The sequence below is a fragment of the Bradyrhizobium sp. CCGB01 genome (assembly GCF_024199795.1).
GTDB lineage: Bacteria > Pseudomonadota > Alphaproteobacteria > Rhizobiales > Xanthobacteraceae > Bradyrhizobium.
In genome coordinates, this window is the sequence record NZ_JANADK010000001.1 from 7,404,760 (window position 1) to 7,418,348 (window position 13,589).

General features: G+C 64.7%; 14 protein-coding genes and 1 other RNA gene. 3 read left to right on the forward strand and 12 right to left on the reverse strand.

Going from position 1 to position 13,589, the window contains the following annotated elements; all coding sequences use genetic code 11:
- Positions 1-98: 98 nt before the first annotated feature.
- The 12 genes from NLM25_RS34850 to NLM25_RS34905 form a co-directional block, all read right to left on the reverse strand.
- A complete protein-coding gene (locus NLM25_RS34850; protein ID WP_254139884.1) occupies positions 99-1,598 on the reverse strand; it encodes a Do family serine endopeptidase in 1,500 nt (499 codons plus the stop codon).
- Between the two features lie 157 nt (positions 1,599-1,755).
- The gene (locus NLM25_RS34855; protein ID WP_025038031.1) at positions 1,756-1,962 is read right to left on the reverse strand and encodes a DUF2065 domain-containing protein; all 207 of its coding nucleotides are present in this window, start codon (positions 1,960-1,962) and stop codon (positions 1,756-1,758) included.
- A gap of 71 nt (positions 1,963-2,033) precedes the next feature.
- Entirely contained in the window at positions 2,034-2,930 is an 897-nt protein-coding gene (gene hflC / locus NLM25_RS34860; RefSeq protein ID WP_254122381.1) for a protease modulator HflC, read from the reverse strand.
- Positions 2,927-4,063 (reverse strand): FtsH protease activity modulator HflK, encoded by a 1,137-nt coding sequence (gene hflK, locus NLM25_RS34865; protein WP_254122382.1) that lies wholly within the window; start codon positions 4,061-4,063, stop codon positions 2,927-2,929. Before hflK ends, hflC begins: the two co-directional genes overlap by 4 nt.
- A 153-nt stretch (positions 4,064-4,216) precedes the next feature.
- A complete protein-coding gene (locus tag NLM25_RS34870) occupies positions 4,217-4,726 on the reverse strand; it encodes a dihydrofolate reductase (RefSeq protein ID WP_254139885.1) in 510 nt (169 codons plus the stop codon).
- Positions 4,726-5,211, reverse strand: a complete 486-nt coding sequence (locus NLM25_RS34875) for a GNAT family N-acetyltransferase (protein ID WP_254122384.1) — start codon at positions 5,209-5,211, stop codon at positions 4,726-4,728. The genes NLM25_RS34870 and NLM25_RS34875 overlap by 1 nt, the downstream gene beginning before the upstream one ends.
- 5 nt (positions 5,212-5,216) lie before the next feature.
- The gene (locus tag NLM25_RS34880; RefSeq protein ID WP_254139886.1) at positions 5,217-6,011 is read right to left on the reverse strand and encodes a thymidylate synthase; all 795 of its coding nucleotides are present in this window, start codon (positions 6,009-6,011) and stop codon (positions 5,217-5,219) included.
- A 170-nt stretch (positions 6,012-6,181) separates the two neighbouring features.
- Positions 6,182-7,162: a tripartite tricarboxylate transporter substrate binding protein BugD gene (locus tag NLM25_RS34885; RefSeq protein ID WP_254139887.1), complete on the reverse strand. Its 981-nt coding sequence runs from the start codon at positions 7,160-7,162 to the stop codon at positions 6,182-6,184.
- Positions 7,163-7,302: 140 nt separating this feature from the next.
- Complete coding sequence (locus NLM25_RS34890) at positions 7,303-8,817, reverse strand: tripartite tricarboxylate transporter permease (RefSeq protein ID WP_254122387.1); 1,515 nt, start codon at positions 8,815-8,817, stop codon at positions 7,303-7,305.
- Between the two features lie 7 nt (positions 8,818-8,824).
- Positions 8,825-9,586, reverse strand: a complete 762-nt coding sequence (locus tag NLM25_RS34895; protein WP_254139888.1) for a tripartite tricarboxylate transporter TctB family protein — start codon at positions 9,584-9,586, stop codon at positions 8,825-8,827.
- Between the two features lie 93 nt (positions 9,587-9,679).
- Entirely contained in the window at positions 9,680-10,210 is a 531-nt protein-coding gene (locus NLM25_RS34900; protein ID WP_254122389.1) for a chromate transporter, read from the reverse strand.
- A complete protein-coding gene (locus NLM25_RS34905; RefSeq protein ID WP_254139889.1) occupies positions 10,207-10,812 on the reverse strand; it encodes a chromate transporter in 606 nt (201 codons plus the stop codon). The genes NLM25_RS34900 and NLM25_RS34905 overlap by 4 nt, the downstream gene beginning before the upstream one ends.
- Positions 10,813-10,908: 96 nt before the next feature.
- Between NLM25_RS34905 and ssrA the strand changes: the two genes are divergently transcribed.
- The 3 genes from ssrA (at position 10,909) to fumC (ending at position 13,429) form a co-directional block, all read left to right on the forward strand.
- Positions 10,909-11,276: a transfer-messenger RNA gene (gene ssrA / locus NLM25_RS34910) on the forward strand.
- A 113-nt stretch (positions 11,277-11,389) separates the two neighbouring features.
- The gene (locus tag NLM25_RS34915) at positions 11,390-11,908 is read left to right on the forward strand and encodes an SspB family protein (protein WP_254139890.1); all 519 of its coding nucleotides are present in this window, start codon (positions 11,390-11,392) and stop codon (positions 11,906-11,908) included.
- Positions 11,909-11,995: 87 nt separating this feature from the next.
- On the forward strand, positions 11,996-13,429 hold the full coding sequence (fumC, locus tag NLM25_RS34920) for a class II fumarate hydratase (protein ID WP_254139891.1): 1,434 nt from the start codon (positions 11,996-11,998) through the stop codon (positions 13,427-13,429).
- Positions 13,430-13,589 lie beyond the last annotated feature (160 nt).

Here is a 13,589-nt window from a genome sequence, read left to right on the forward strand (position 1 = left end):
ATTCCAGAGACAAAGCGAGGATACGGAGAAGCCGCGGCGTATTGGATGCCCCGGTCAAGCCGGGGCATGACAGTTGAGTGTGGGGCCAAGACCGCCCCTTATTGCACGCTCAGCGCCACGAAGCGCAGCTCGCCGTCGGCGTTGGAGACCAGCAGCAGCACGGACTTCTTGCCGTCCTTCTTGAGCTGGTCGACCCGCTTCTGGATGTCGGCGCCGCTGGAGACGGACTCCTGCGCCACCTCGACGATGACGTCGCCGGCGGAGAGGCGCTTCTCGGCAGCGTCCGAATTGGCGTCGACATTGGTGACGACCACGCCCTTGACGCTGTCCTTGATCTTGTAGCGCGTGCGCAAATCCTTGCTGAGCGCCGCAAGATCGAGACCGAGCGCCTTCTGCGTCACCGGCTTCTCGGGCGCGGGCTCGTCGGTCTTCACCGCGGCCTGCACCTTGTCGGGATCCTGGAGACGGCCAAGCGTGACCTTCTTGGTCTCCTCCTGGCCCTTGCGGATGATGACGACGTCGACTTCCTTGCCGACCGCCGTGTCGGCGACGACGCGGGAGAGATCCTTGGGGTCCTTGACGTCCTTGCCGTCGAATTTGACGACGACGTCGCCGGGCTCGATGCCGGCGGGCTTGGCCGGGCCCTTGTCGTCGACGCCGGCGACCAGCGCGCCGCGCGCGGGCTTGATGTTGAGGCTCTCGGCGATCTCGTCGGTGACGCTCTGGATGCGTACGCCCAGCCAGCCGCGGCGCAGTTCGCCGAACTGGCGGAGCTGGTCGACCACGGCGACAACCGTCTTTGAGGGCACGGCAAAGCCGATGCCGATCGAACCGCCGGAGGGAGAGATGATCAGCGTGTTGACGCCGATGACGTCGCCATCGAGGTTGAACAGCGGACCGCCGGAATTGCCGCGGTTGATGGAGGCGTCGGTCTGGATATAGCTGTCATACGGCCCCGAGGAGATGTCGCGGTTCTTGGCCGAGACGATACCGGCCGTCACCGTGCCGCCGAGGCTGAAAGGATTGCCGATCGCGACCACCCAGTCGCCGAGGCGCAGCTTGTCGGAGTCGCCGAACTTGACGGCGACCAGCGGCTTCGGCGGCTTGAACTTCAGCACGGCAAGGTCGGTCTTCTTGTCGACGCCGACCAGCTCGGCCTTGATCTTGGTGCCGTCGTTGAGGATGACGTTGATCTCGTCGGCATCCGCGATGACGTGGTTGTTGGTGACGACGACACCCGCGGTGTCGATGATGAAGCCGGAGCCGAGCGAGTTGGTCTTGCGCGGCGGGTTGTCGCCACGCTCGCCGCCCTTGCTGCCGCCGCCGGGACCCCTGCGGTTCTTGAAGAAGTCGTCGAAGAACTCCTCGAAGGGCGAACCGGGCGCCAGTTGCGGCATGGTGTTGCTGCCGCCGCCCTTGGCTTCGACGGTCTGCGAGGTCGAGATGTTGACGACAGCGTCGATCACCTTCTCGGCGACGTCGGCGATGCCGTCAGGTCCGCGCGCAAAGGCCGGTGTGGCGAACGCGCTGAATGCACTGACGGCGAGCGCGGCCAGCCCTAAGCGCAAGCGGGTCGGGGCAATGGTGGCAGCGGTCATTGGTATCTCCAGAGAAAAGGATAAGGCGCCAAGGATTCGCCTCCAAGACTGCGCTCGAACGGGGGGACGGCGCAAGCGCGGAGCTTCACGGGGCTCAAGACCCGGACAATACGGCGAAAACCAGTCTCTCGCCTTCACTTTGGCGTTGGCGCGATGCCTAAATCGGACGGCGCATAACCCAGATCAGGACCAGGCCGGCCACGGCCGAACCGATCCCAACGGCCCGCAGGATATTGTCCGGCGTGGCGATAGCGCTCTTCATGGCCTTGCGCATCCAGTTGGGACTTGCCGCGAACATCAAGCCTTCCAGCACGAACAGGATGCCTAAGCCGATGAGGAAGTCGGCGAACGCAATGGACCTCATCGGATTGGAACCTCCCGTTGTACTGTTCTTGTCTGGACGAAGGGCGGCCAGACCGGCCGCCCTTGTCTAGCTTACGGCTTCGCCGGCGTCGCGGTCGTCGTCTTGCCGGACGGGCTACCAAAATACCGGAAGAAATCCGACTCCGGCCGCAGCAGGAAGCGGGTGTCGTTCGACTTCAGCCCGTTCTCATAGGCCGTCATCGACCGGTAGAAGGCGAAGAAGTCAGCATCCTTGCCGTAGGCCTCGGCGAACAGGCGGTTGCGCTCGGCATCGCCCGCGCCGCGGGTCTGATCGGCCTGCGAGTTGGCTTCCGCGATGATCACGGTCGCCTCGCGGTCGGCCTTGGAGCGGATCTCCTGCGCCTTCTGGCCGCCCTGTGCGCGGAACTCGGCGGCTTCGCGCTCGCGCTCCGTCTTCATCCGCAGGTAGACCGCCTGGCTGTTCTGCTCGGGCAGGTCGGCGCGCCGGATCCGGACGTCGACGACCTGGATGCCGTAGCCGTCGGCCTCGCGATCGAGCTGGTCGCGGATGCGCAACATCAGCTTCTCGCGGTCGTCACGCACCACGTTGATGAAGGTGACCTCGCCGAGCACGCGGCGCAGCGCCGCATTCAGGAGCGTGGTGAGCTGGATGTTGGCGGCCTGGATCGAGCCGACGCTCTGATAGAAGCGCAGCGCGTCCTTGATGCGGTAGCGCGCGAAGGCGTCGACCACGAGACGCTTCTGGTCGGACGCGATCGCTTCCTGCGACGGGTTCTCCAGATCGAGGATCCGCTTGTCGATGTTGATCACCGAATTCCACGGCGCCTTGAAGTGCAGGCCGGGCGCGGTGACGACGTCGACGGGGCGGCCGAACTGCAGCACGATGGTCTGCTCGGTCTGCTGCACCGTGAACAGCGACATGTAGCCGACGATCACGACCAGCAGGAGGGCGAGCAGCGTGACGATACCTGTGACCGGAGACCTCATCGGGTGGCTCCGCTCGATTGCTGACCGGTGGTAGGCGGCCGCTTGGTGGTCAATTCGTTGAGCGGCAGGAAGGGCACGACGCCCTGGCCCGAGGAGCCGCCGTCATAGACGAGCTTGTCGGCACCGCCGAGCACGCGCTCCATCGTCTCCAGATAGATCCGTTCACGCGTCACGTCGGGCGCCTTCTTGTATTCCTCGTAAACCTTCAGGAAGCGCGCGCTCTGGCCCTTGGCCTCGGCGATCGCCTGCTCCCTGTAACCTTCGGCGTCCTGCTGAATCTTGGCCGCACGGCCGCGCGCCTGAGGAACGACCTGGTTGGCGTAGGTCTGCGCTTCGTTCTGCAGCTGCTCGAGATTGGCGCGTGCCGCCTGGACGTCGCGGAACGCATCGATCACCTGCGCGGGCGGATCGACCTTCTGCATCTGCACCTGCGTGATCTGAATGCCCGCGCCGTAGCTGTCGAGGGTGCGCTGGATCAGTTCCTGCACGCCCTGCTCAGTGACGTTGCGCGCGCCGGTCAGGATCGGCTGGATCTGCGAGCGGCCGATCACCTCGCGCATCGCGCTCTCGGCGACCGCCTTCACGGTGCCTTCGGGGTTCTGGATATTGAAGAGGAAGTCGCCGACGCCGTCCGGCTTGATGCGCCAGAGCACGGTGAAGTCGACATCGACGATGTTCTCGTCGCCGGTCAGCATCAGGCTCTCTTCCGGCACGTCACGAATGGAACGGCCGCGCCGCGCCGGATCGTCGATCAGCGTCATGCCGATGGAGATGGTGTTGACGCGCAGCGCCTTCGGCAGCAGCACGGTCTCGATCGGATAGGGCAGGTGATAGTTCAGGCCCGGCTGCACGGTGCGGACATGCTTGCCGAAGCGCAGCACGACGCCGAGCTCTTCGGACTGCACCCGGAAGAAGCCCGACAGCAGCCAGAACGCGATGATGAGCAGGATGATCAGCGTGATGCCGATACCTGAAAAATAACCGCCCGGCATGATCTGCTGGAGGCGGTCCTGGCCGCGCCGCAGAAGGTCTTCCAGATCCGGCGGCCTTGGCCCGACCGGTTGCGGGCCGTTGCCCCAAGGTCCCTTCGGACCCGAGCCCCATGGGCCACCGCCCTGATTCTTCCACGGCATTCGACGCTCTCCTCGGCAGGGTGGAATTGCCCCCGCCCGCATTGTCCGGTCCGGCTTTATAGGGGACAGGCAAGTCCCTTACAACGCGGCCTGGGCCGCCTTCCGAGCTAAGCTCGGGCACGAAAAAGTCAATGTTAACATTGGCGAATGCGGTTAATGGCCCGCCCGCCGACGATATGTCACATAGGAGTAGTCAGCGCTGTCGTTGGGTCCGGCGGGATGACGGATGCGCTCGACCTCATCCCACTCGGCCTTGTCGATGTCGAAATGCGTGTCGCCTTCGGGGCGCGCATGCACTTCCGTGATTTCGAGGCGATCGGCGCGGTCCAGCCATTGCCGAAAGATCTCGGCGCCGCCGATCACCGCGATCTCGGCGACCGAACGCCGCAGGGCATCGCCGCGCGCGACTGCGCATGCATCGGCAGCCGACGTCGTGACGATGGCACCATTGGCGCGATAATCCGCATCGCGCGTGATGACGATGTTGGTACGGCCCGGAAGCGCCCGCGGCAGGGATTCGAAGGTCTTGCGGCCCATGATCACGGGCTTGCCGATCGTCAGCGCCTTGAAGCGCGCCATGTCGGACTTCAAGCGCCATGGCATCGCGTTGCTCGCGCCGATGACGCCGTTCTCCGCAATCGCGACGACGAAGACGATCTCCATCAGGACGCGCTCCCGGCAAGCCGTGTCAGCGCGGGGCCGGTGACGCGGCACAGCGTCCAGTCGTCCATCATGACGGCGCCGAGCGATTTGTAGAACGCGATCGACGGCGCGTTCCAGTCGAGCACCGACCATTGCAGGCGCGACCAGCCGTTGTCGACGCACTCCTTCGCGAGGTAGGCCAGCAGCGCCTTGCCGAGGCCCCTGCCCCGATGCGACGGCCGCACGAAGAGATCTTCGAGATAGATGCCGTGGCGGCCACTGAAGGTGGAGAAATTCGCAAACCACACCGCAAAGCCGACCGCCTCGCCGTCCCACTCGGCGATCGCGCAATGGAGTTGCGGTCGTTCGCCGAACAGCGCTTCCGCAATCATCGCCTCGGTCGCCTCGACCTCGTGCGAGAGCTTTTCGTATTCGGCGAGCTCCCGGATGAAAGCAAGGACGAGCCCGGCTTCGCCGGCGCGCACGCGGCGGATGTTGAGCGACATCTGCGCTAGACCGCGACTTCCGCCTTGATGTGCGGATGCGGGTCGTAGCCGACGAGCTCGAAATCCTCGTAGCGGAAGGAGAAAATGTCCTTCACATCGGGATTGATCCGCATCACCGGCAACGCGCGCGGCGCGCGCGTCAATTGGAGCCGCGCCTGCTCCAGATGGTTGGAATAGAGATGGGTGTCGCCGAGCGAATGCACGAAGTCGCCGGGCTTCAGGCCCGTGACCTGCGCCACCATCAGGGTGAGCAGCGCGTAGGAGGCGATGTTGAAGGGCACGCCGAGGAACACGTCGGCCGAGCGCTGATAGAGCTGGCACGACAGTTTGCCGTTCGCGACATAGAACTGGAACAGCAGGTGGCAGGGCGGCAGCGCCATCTTCTCGACATCGGCCGGATTCCAGGCAGTGACGATCAGCCGGCGCGAATCCGGGGTGCGCTTGATCATGTCGATGACGTTGGCGATCTGGTCGATGCTACGCCCGTCGGCCGTAGGCCAGGAGCGCCACTGATGGCCGTAGACCGGCCCGAGATCGCCGTTGGCGTCGGCCCACTCGTCCCAGATGGTGACACCGTTGTCGCGCAGATATTTGATGTTGGTGTCGCCCTTCAGGAACCAGAGCAGCTCGTGCACGATCGCCTTGAGCGGCAGCCGCTTCGTGGTCAGCATCGGAAAGCCGGCGGACAGATTGAACCGCATCTGATGGCCAAACACGGACAGCGTGCCGGTGCCGGTCCGGTCGGTCTTCTCGGCGCCGTCTGAAAGAATCCGCTCGAGCAGGTCATGATACTGGTGCATGTGCCAATGAGCCTTTGGGGAGGCGGCGAACTTAACGGCGCCCCCCGCGCTGCGACAGCGGCGATTCGCTATCCTCCCTGATTATACCCGGAAAAGTGAGCGTTCCCGGCACAAACGACAAGGGGCGGAACTGACGTCCCGCCGCTCGCCTATCGGCTTGAAAGTGCTGGTTAAGTTGCCGGCTTGAGCACCGGGGTCCACTTCGCAATCTCGTTCTTGACCAGGGTCGCCAGCGCCTCCGGCGTCCGGTCCTTGGGCGCCGGGATGACGCTGCCGAGCTCAAGCAGGCGCTTCTTCACGGTCTCGTCGTCGAGCGCCTTGACGGCGGCGGCGTTCAGGCTCGCGATGATCGCAGGCGAGGTTCCCTTCGGCGCGAACATCGCATTCCAGGCCTGGGCCTGGAAAGTCGGAAGGCCGGCCTCCGCCGTCGTCGGCACGTTCGGCAGCGACGGATTGCGCTCGGGCGTTGCGATCGCATAGGCCTTGATGGTGCCGGCATTGATCTGCGGCACGGCATTGACGATCTGGTCGCACATGTAATCGACCTGGCCGGCCACCAGCGCGTTCATCGCCGGACCCGTGCCGTTGAAGGGCACGCCGACCGGCTTGACGTCGAGGATGGAGTGCAGCAGCTCGCAAGAGACGTGCGAGACCGAGCCGACGCCGGCATGCGCGGCATTGACCTTCTCCGCGTTGGCCTTCACGTAGGCGACGAACTCCTTGAGGTCCTTCGGCGGAAAGTCCTTGCGCGCCAGGATCAGGATCGGCGTGCCCGCCAGCAGCGCGACCGGCTCAAAATCCTTTTCCGGGTGGTAGGCGAGCTTCGGGTAGAGCGGCACGGAGGCGGCATGCGTGCCCATATGCCCGGTGATCAGCGTATAGCCGTCATTGGCCGCGCGCGCGGCACGCGTGGTCGCGGTGGTGCCGCCGGCGCCGACCACGTTTTCGATGATGATGCTCTGTCCCAGCGTCTGCGCCATATGCCCTGTGACGATGCGCGAGATCACGTCGGTCGGACCACCGGCCGCGAACGGCACGATCATGGTGATGCTGCGCGTCGGATAGGTCTGCGCCTCCGCCGGTGCGGCAAAGGCGCACAATGATGCGAACGCCGCGGCGCATGCGCCTGCAAGTGCGCGAATGGAAGTCATGTCGATCCCCTCTGACATAAGGCAAAATGCCGGCCACAGGGCCGGCATTTTCATTTCACCAAGCCGTCGCACAAGTCGATTCGACTTCCGAATGCGGCGCGCCGACGCAGGGCGCGGCGACGACGCAGGGCGCGGCGCGGTCAGTTCTCGGATTCGGTGAACACCTCGTCGCGCTTGGCACGCAGCACGGGCAGGACCGTGAGGATCAGCAGAAACGCCGCGATCGCCAGCAGCACCGCCGACAACGGACGCGTCAGGAACACGCTCCAGTCGCCGCGCGAGATCAGAAGCGCACGACGCAGGTTCTCTTCCATCAGCGGTCCGAGCACCATGCCGAGCAGCAGCGGTGCCGGCTCGAAATCGTGCTTGATCAGCCAGTAGCCGACCAGACCGAAGACGCCCGCGAGGATGACGTCGACCGGCGCGTTGTTCACCGAGTAGATGCCGATCGCGCAGAAGATCACGATCGAGGGGAACATCAGCCGGTAAGGCACGCGCAGCAGCCGCACCCAGATTCCGACGAGCGGCAGGTTGATGATGATCAGCATCAGATTGCCAATCCACATCGAGGCGATCATGCCCCAGACCAGATCCGGCTGCTTCTGCATCACCTGCGGGCCCGGTACGATGCCGTGGATCGTCATCGCGCCGACCATCAGCGCCATCACCGCGTTCGGCGGGATGCCGAGCGTCAGCAGCGGGATGAAGGAGGTTTGTGCCGCGGCGTTGTTGGCACTTTCCGGCGCCGCCACGCCCTCGATCGCGCCGCGGCCGAACCGCCTCGGATCCTTCGCGATCTTCTTCTCCAGCGTATAGGCAGCGAAGGACGCGATGACCGCGCCGCCGCCCGGCAGGATGCCGAGGATCGAGCCGAGCACGGTGCCGCGCAGGATTGGCGGCGTCGAGTCGATCAGATCCTTCTTCGTCGGCATCAGGCCGGTGATCTTCTGCTGCACGAGGTCGCGGTTCATCTCGGCGCCGGCGTCGAGATTGCGGATGATCTCGGCGAAGCCGAACACACCCATCGCCACCGTCGCAAAGCCGAGACCGTCGGCAAGCTCCGGAATGTTGAAGGCCATGCGCGAGGCGCCGGTCTCGATGTCCGAGCCGACCATCGACAGCAGCAGGCCGAACACGATCATCGCGATCGCCTTCAGCACCGAGCCCTTGGCGAGCACCACCGCGAAGATCAGGCCGAGCACCATCAGCGAGAAATACTCGGCCGGACCGAACGCCAGCGCGAGTTTCGTGAGCGGCGCGCCGAGGACAGCGATCAAGATGGTCGCGACGCAGCCGGCAAAGAACGAGCCGATCGCGGCGATCGCCAGCGCCGGGCCGGCGCGGCCCTGCTTGGCCATCTGGTGGCCGTCGATGGCAGTGACGACCGATGTCGCCTCACCTGGTATGTTGACCAGGATCGACGTGGTCGAGCCACCATACTGGGCGCCGTAATAGATGCCGGCGAGCATGATCAGCGCGCCGACCGGCGGCAGGCCGAAAGTGATCGGCAGCAGCATCGCGACCGTTGCGATGGTGCCGATGCCCGGCAACACGCCGACCAGCGTGCCCACGAGGGCGCCGATCAGGCACATCAGGAGATTGATCGGGGAGAACGCGACGGCGAAGCCGTGAGCGAGGTTGGCAAAAATATCCATCACGCCCTCACTGGATCAGGAAACGCGGAAACATCGGCATCGGCAGCCCGAGCACGTATGGAAACAGGATTGCGCAGCCGAGCGTCAGGCATGCGCCGACGATGGCCGCTTCCAGCCAGCGCGTCTCGTGCGAGCCCACCGCCGCGATCATGAAGCTGACGAAGGCCGTGACCACGAGGCCGAGCGGTCGGATCGCCAGCGCGAAGAAGAGGATCGCGGCCATCACGAACAGCGGTCCCCGCCAGGAGTAGTGGGCTAGCGCCGCCCCCTCCGTCAGGAGGCCCGTCAGGGCGATGCCGGCGGACAAGGCGACCAGCAGCCCGCCGAACATCCGCGGCGCGGTCCCTGCGCCGAAAGAGAAGCCTCGCATGCCCTGCAGATCACTCGATGCCCACAGCGCGAACAGGGCGACCGCCATCAGGACGACGCCGCCGATATAGTCCTGCGCGGACCGGATCTTCATGAACAGCGTGAGGATCGCGACTGCAAACAGCGGGTAGGAATAGATCAGCGCCAGCAGCACCTCAGCCGACGCCTTCTTGGTACCGCCACCGAACGATCCGAATAAGGCACTGGGCGCGCCGACGAGCAGCGCCGTCGCATGGCTGGTCACGACCGTCGCCGGGCCGCGCCCGGCGCCCCAGCCGAAGATTGTCCCGATTGACCAGATGAATTCGAAAATCTGCGGCGCAATCGCCAGCAGGCAGAAGCCGAGCGCCACCGACGTATTTCGGGTGGCAGTCGCTGAGTGGCCCATCGTGTCGGCCATGCTTGTCTCCTCCGCGACTTCTAAGTCACGAGCACTGTTGTTCTAATCGGCTGGAATGGATCCCCCACCCGGATCACTGCCTAGCGATTTTCATCACACAATGCCAGCAAAACCCAACAGGCCCCCGGCGAGCAAAAGCCATAGTGGATTGATGCGCGAGATGGATGCGACCACCGCAACCACCGCGGTCAGAAGCAGCGCAGCAATGGTGCGATCGGTCGACTGGGCCAGGATCAAGGCGCTGGCTGCCATCAATCCGATCGACAGCGGAACCAGTGCAGCCTGAATCAGGCCGGGCCAGCGCGACTGGCTGGGCCGGTTCAGGAGCCGGCTGACATAATAGGCAAGCAGCGCCGTCGGCAGGCACATCGCCAATGTCGCCGCCAGCGCGCCGGGGATGCCGGCGACGGCATAGCCGATTAACGTGACGATAAGGACGTTCGGACCTGGCGAGAGCTGCGCGATCGCATAGGCGTCGGCGAACTGCTTGTCGGTCATCCAGTGATGCACGTCGACGGCGATGCGGTGCATCTCGGGCACGGCCGCCGCGGCACCGCCGACGGCGAACAGCGACATTAGACCAAAGGTGGAGATCAGCGCCCAGATCGGGTTCTCGCTGTTCATGCTGCTACCTTCCGCCGCATCAGGAAGGTCGCGCCGATGCTGACGGGGATCGCGACCAGCAGCACCGCCTGGAGCGGCAGGCGGAGCACGCCGATCGCAACGAACACGCCGAGCATCAGAATGAGCACGACGACGTCCATCCGCTTGATCAATGGCATCATCATGCGGAAGACCACCGCGATCAGGAGGCCGACCGCCGCGCAGGAGATGCCCGCGAGGATGCGGCGCAGCACCTCCACATCGCCGAACCGGGCGTAGACGATCGCGAGCACGGTCATGATCACCGTCGGCGGCAGCAACAGCCCCGTAAAGGCGGCAACGCCGCCGGCGATCCCGCGCAGCCGCGACCCGAACACCATCGACAGGTTGACGATGTTGGGCCCGGGCAGGAAATGGCAGAGCGCAAAGGTCTCGTTGAACTCCTCCGCCGTCATCCAGCGGTGCTGATCGACGATGGCGTGGCGGGCAAACACCAAAACCCCGCCGAAGCCGGCCAGCGACATCCGGGCGAAGGCCAGGAACAGCGCAACGAGGCCGGGTGGAGGGGCGTGGGTAGCTGGACGATCCGGCTCTTGGGCGGCCGGTGCTGAATCCGGGGACATGTCAGGAGCTTAGAACGCAGTCCGCCATGCGGCCAAGATCATACCGAAGGCCGGCCGGAACCTATCCAAAGAGAACCGTGGGGTCTCCACTCGAAACCTCTGTTTTTTGAAACCTTTGCCCCCTATATTGGGGGTGCCGGTTCGCCGGCTATGGAAATAAACGGTCGTCGCAATAAACCATTCGGACCCGGGGGCGGTACCCGGCGCCTCCACCAAAGCCCACCAGCGGGCTAGCCCTGTAAGCGGGCTTTGGCGGGGGCGAAATAGGATCGACGAGGGCGTAAAGGGCGTGCTTTTTCCCGGTATTGTTCCGCCGTTATCGGGCTACTGCAATAGTTGCCAACGACAACTTTGCTCCGGTTGCTCAGGCTGCGTAACGCAGTTTGAAAGACCATCTTAAAGTCCTAACGGGTTAAGCTCCGTTAGGCGGGGTTCGGAGGCACCTGGCAACAGAAGCCTCCACTTACCTCTTATTTCCTTCCCGGCGGGGACTCCTGCTGACCCGTCAGGCGCGGTAATATCGCGGCTTGGCGAGTCGGGCCGGCGGGGCCGGCTCCGGGAATGCGACAGGACCATCATGGCGACCGATCATATCCGATACGATGTGCTGGCCCGCGACGCGCTGCGCGGCGTGCTGCGGAAGGTGCTGACCGATGCCGCGTCCCATGGACTGCCGGGCGAGCACCATTTCTTCATCACCTTCGTGTCGAAGGCCGAGGGCGTGAAGCTGTCGTCGCGGCTGCTGGCGCAATATCCGGAAGAGATGACGATCATCCTCCAGCACCAGTTCTGGGACCTGACCGTGCTCGAGGACCGTTTCGAGGTCGGCCTGTCCTTCGGCGGCATTCCGGAGCGGCTGATCGTGCCGTTCAGTGCGATCAAGAGCTTCCTCGATCCGTCCGTGAAGTTCGGCCTCCAGTTCGACACCTCCGATGTCGCCGAGGTCTCGCCCGAGACATTGCCGGCCGCTCCCGCACCGTCGGCCGTCGCGGTGCCCGCGCCTGCCATCGAGCCGGCAGAGAGCACAGACGAGCCGACCGCTCCGAACCAGGGCGGCGCCGAGGTGGTGCGGCTCGATCGTTTCCGCAAGAAATGATCTAGGTTGGGCGCGAAACGGTCGCGCCGGCCAAACTGCCTCTATAGAAGAGCACATGAAGAGGCCGCGCGGCGTTCGTGCGGCAGGATGGATGTGCTCATGGCCAAGGCTGCCCGCTCGAAGACCTCGTCTCCCGCCACCCGCATCGAGACCGACAGTTTCGGTCCCATCGAGGTCCCCGCCGATCGCTATTGGGGCGCGCAGACCGAGCGCTCGCGCCAGAATTTCCGCATCGGCATCGACCGCATGCCGATTTCGCTCGTGCATGCGCTCGGCATCGTCAAGCTCGCCGCCGCACAATCCAACCTCGCGCTCGGCCTGCTCGACCAGCGCCGCGCCAACGCCATCATTCGCGCCGCGCGCGAGGTGATCGAGGGCAAGCTGGACGATCATTTCCCGCTTGTCGTGTGGCAGACCGGCTCGGGCACCCAGAGCAACATGAACCTCAACGAGGTGATCGCCAACCGCGCCAATGAGCTGCTCGGCGGCAAGCTCGGCGCCAAGGAGCCGGTGCATCCCAACGACCACGTCAACATGAGCCAGTCGTCGAACGACTCGTTCCCGACCGCGATGCATATTGCGGCCGCAAGCCGCATCAATGCCGATCTCGTCCCTGCCCTCGGCGAGCTGCTCCGCGCGCTCCGCAAGAAGGAGAAGGAGTTCGGCAAGATCGTGAAGATCGGCCGCACCCACACCCAGGATGCGACGCCCCTGACGCTCGGCCAGGAATTTTCCGGCTACGCCGCCCAGGTCGAAAGCGGCATCGCCCGCCTCAAGGTCGCGGTGAAGGACCTCTATCCGCTGGCACAGGGCGGCACCGCCGTCGGCACCGGCCTCAACTCGAAGCCGCGCTTTGCAAGACTGTTCGCAAAGCACGCCGCCGGGATCACCAAGCTTCCCTTCACCAGCGCCGCCAACAAATTCGAGGCGCTGGCCTCGAACGACGCCTATGTGCTGGTGCATGGCGCCATCAATTCCGTCGCGACGGGCCTGTTCAAGATCGCCAACGACATCCGCCTGCTCGGATCGGGCCCGCGCTCGGGCCTGGGCGAACTGATCCTGCCGGAGAACGAGCCGGGCTCCTCGATCATGCCCGGCAAGGTCAACCCGACGCAGTGCGAGGCGATGACGATGGTGTGCTGCCAGGTGTTCGGCAATCACACTGCGATCACGGTCGCCGGCAGCCAGGGCCATTTCGAGCTCAACGTCTACAAGCCCGTGCTCGCCTACAACATGCTGCACTCGATCCGCCTGATGGCGGACGCCGCGCGCTCCTTCACCGAACATTGCGTCAGCGGCATCCGCGCCGACGAAAAGCGCATCGGCGATCTGATGCAGCGCTCGCTGATGCTGGTGACCGCGCTCGCGCCGAAGATCGGCTACGACAACGCCGCCAAGGTGGCGAAGACGGCGCATGCCAACGGTACTACCCTGAAGGAGGAGGCGCTGCGGCTCGGCTTCGTCTCGGCGGCCGAGTTCGACCGCCTGGTGCAGCCGGAGAAAATGACGCAGCCCGGATGAATTCCGAATTCCGATAGTCATCCGTAATGATACGGAGCCCCGGGAAGCATAAATATAAGGCTTAAAGGACAGGATTTGATTACCGTCAATGTTGCGGGGAGGCGGCGTGCTACGCCGGCCTCTCTGCCCTTGACGGGGCTAATTCATCGTTTGATGGCCC

What these genes read in the sequence shown, in the direction of transcription:
- NLM25_RS34850 (WP_254139884.1), bottom strand. Translation starts at nt 1,598, where the DNA reads ATGACCGCTGCCACCATTGCCCCGACCCGCTTGCGCTTAGGGCTGGCC.
- NLM25_RS34855 (WP_025038031.1), bottom strand. Translation starts at nt 1,962, where the DNA reads ATGAGGTCCATTGCGTTCGCCGACTTCCTCATCGGCTTAGGCATCCTG.
- hflC (WP_254122381.1), bottom strand. Translation starts at nt 2,930, where the DNA reads ATGAGGTCTCCGGTCACAGGTATCGTCACGCTGCTCGCCCTCCTGCTG.
- hflK (WP_254122382.1), bottom strand. Translation starts at nt 4,063, where the DNA reads ATGCCGTGGAAGAATCAGGGCGGTGGCCCATGGGGCTCGGGTCCGAAG.
- NLM25_RS34870 (WP_254139885.1), bottom strand. Translation starts at nt 4,726, where the DNA reads ATGGAGATCGTCTTCGTCGTCGCGATTGCGGAGAACGGCGTCATCGGC.
- NLM25_RS34875 (WP_254122384.1), bottom strand. Translation starts at nt 5,211, where the DNA reads ATGTCGCTCAACATCCGCCGCGTGCGCGCCGGCGAAGCCGGGCTCGTC.
- NLM25_RS34880 (WP_254139886.1), bottom strand. Translation starts at nt 6,011, where the DNA reads ATGCACCAGTATCATGACCTGCTCGAGCGGATTCTTTCAGACGGCGCC.
- NLM25_RS34885 (WP_254139887.1), bottom strand. Translation starts at nt 7,162, where the DNA reads ATGACTTCCATTCGCGCACTTGCAGGCGCATGCGCCGCGGCGTTCGCA.
- NLM25_RS34890 (WP_254122387.1), bottom strand. Translation starts at nt 8,817, where the DNA reads ATGGATATTTTTGCCAACCTCGCTCACGGCTTCGCCGTCGCGTTCTCC.
- NLM25_RS34895 (WP_254139888.1), bottom strand. Translation starts at nt 9,586, where the DNA reads ATGGCCGACACGATGGGCCACTCAGCGACTGCCACCCGAAATACGTCG.
- NLM25_RS34900 (WP_254122389.1), bottom strand. Translation starts at nt 10,210, where the DNA reads ATGAACAGCGAGAACCCGATCTGGGCGCTGATCTCCACCTTTGGTCTA.
- NLM25_RS34905 (WP_254139889.1), bottom strand. Translation starts at nt 10,812, where the DNA reads ATGTCCCCGGATTCAGCACCGGCCGCCCAAGAGCCGGATCGTCCAGCT.
- NLM25_RS34915 (WP_254139890.1), top strand. Translation starts at nt 11,390, where the DNA reads ATGGCGACCGATCATATCCGATACGATGTGCTGGCCCGCGACGCGCTG.
- fumC (WP_254139891.1), top strand. Translation starts at nt 11,996, where the DNA reads ATGGATGTGCTCATGGCCAAGGCTGCCCGCTCGAAGACCTCGTCTCCC.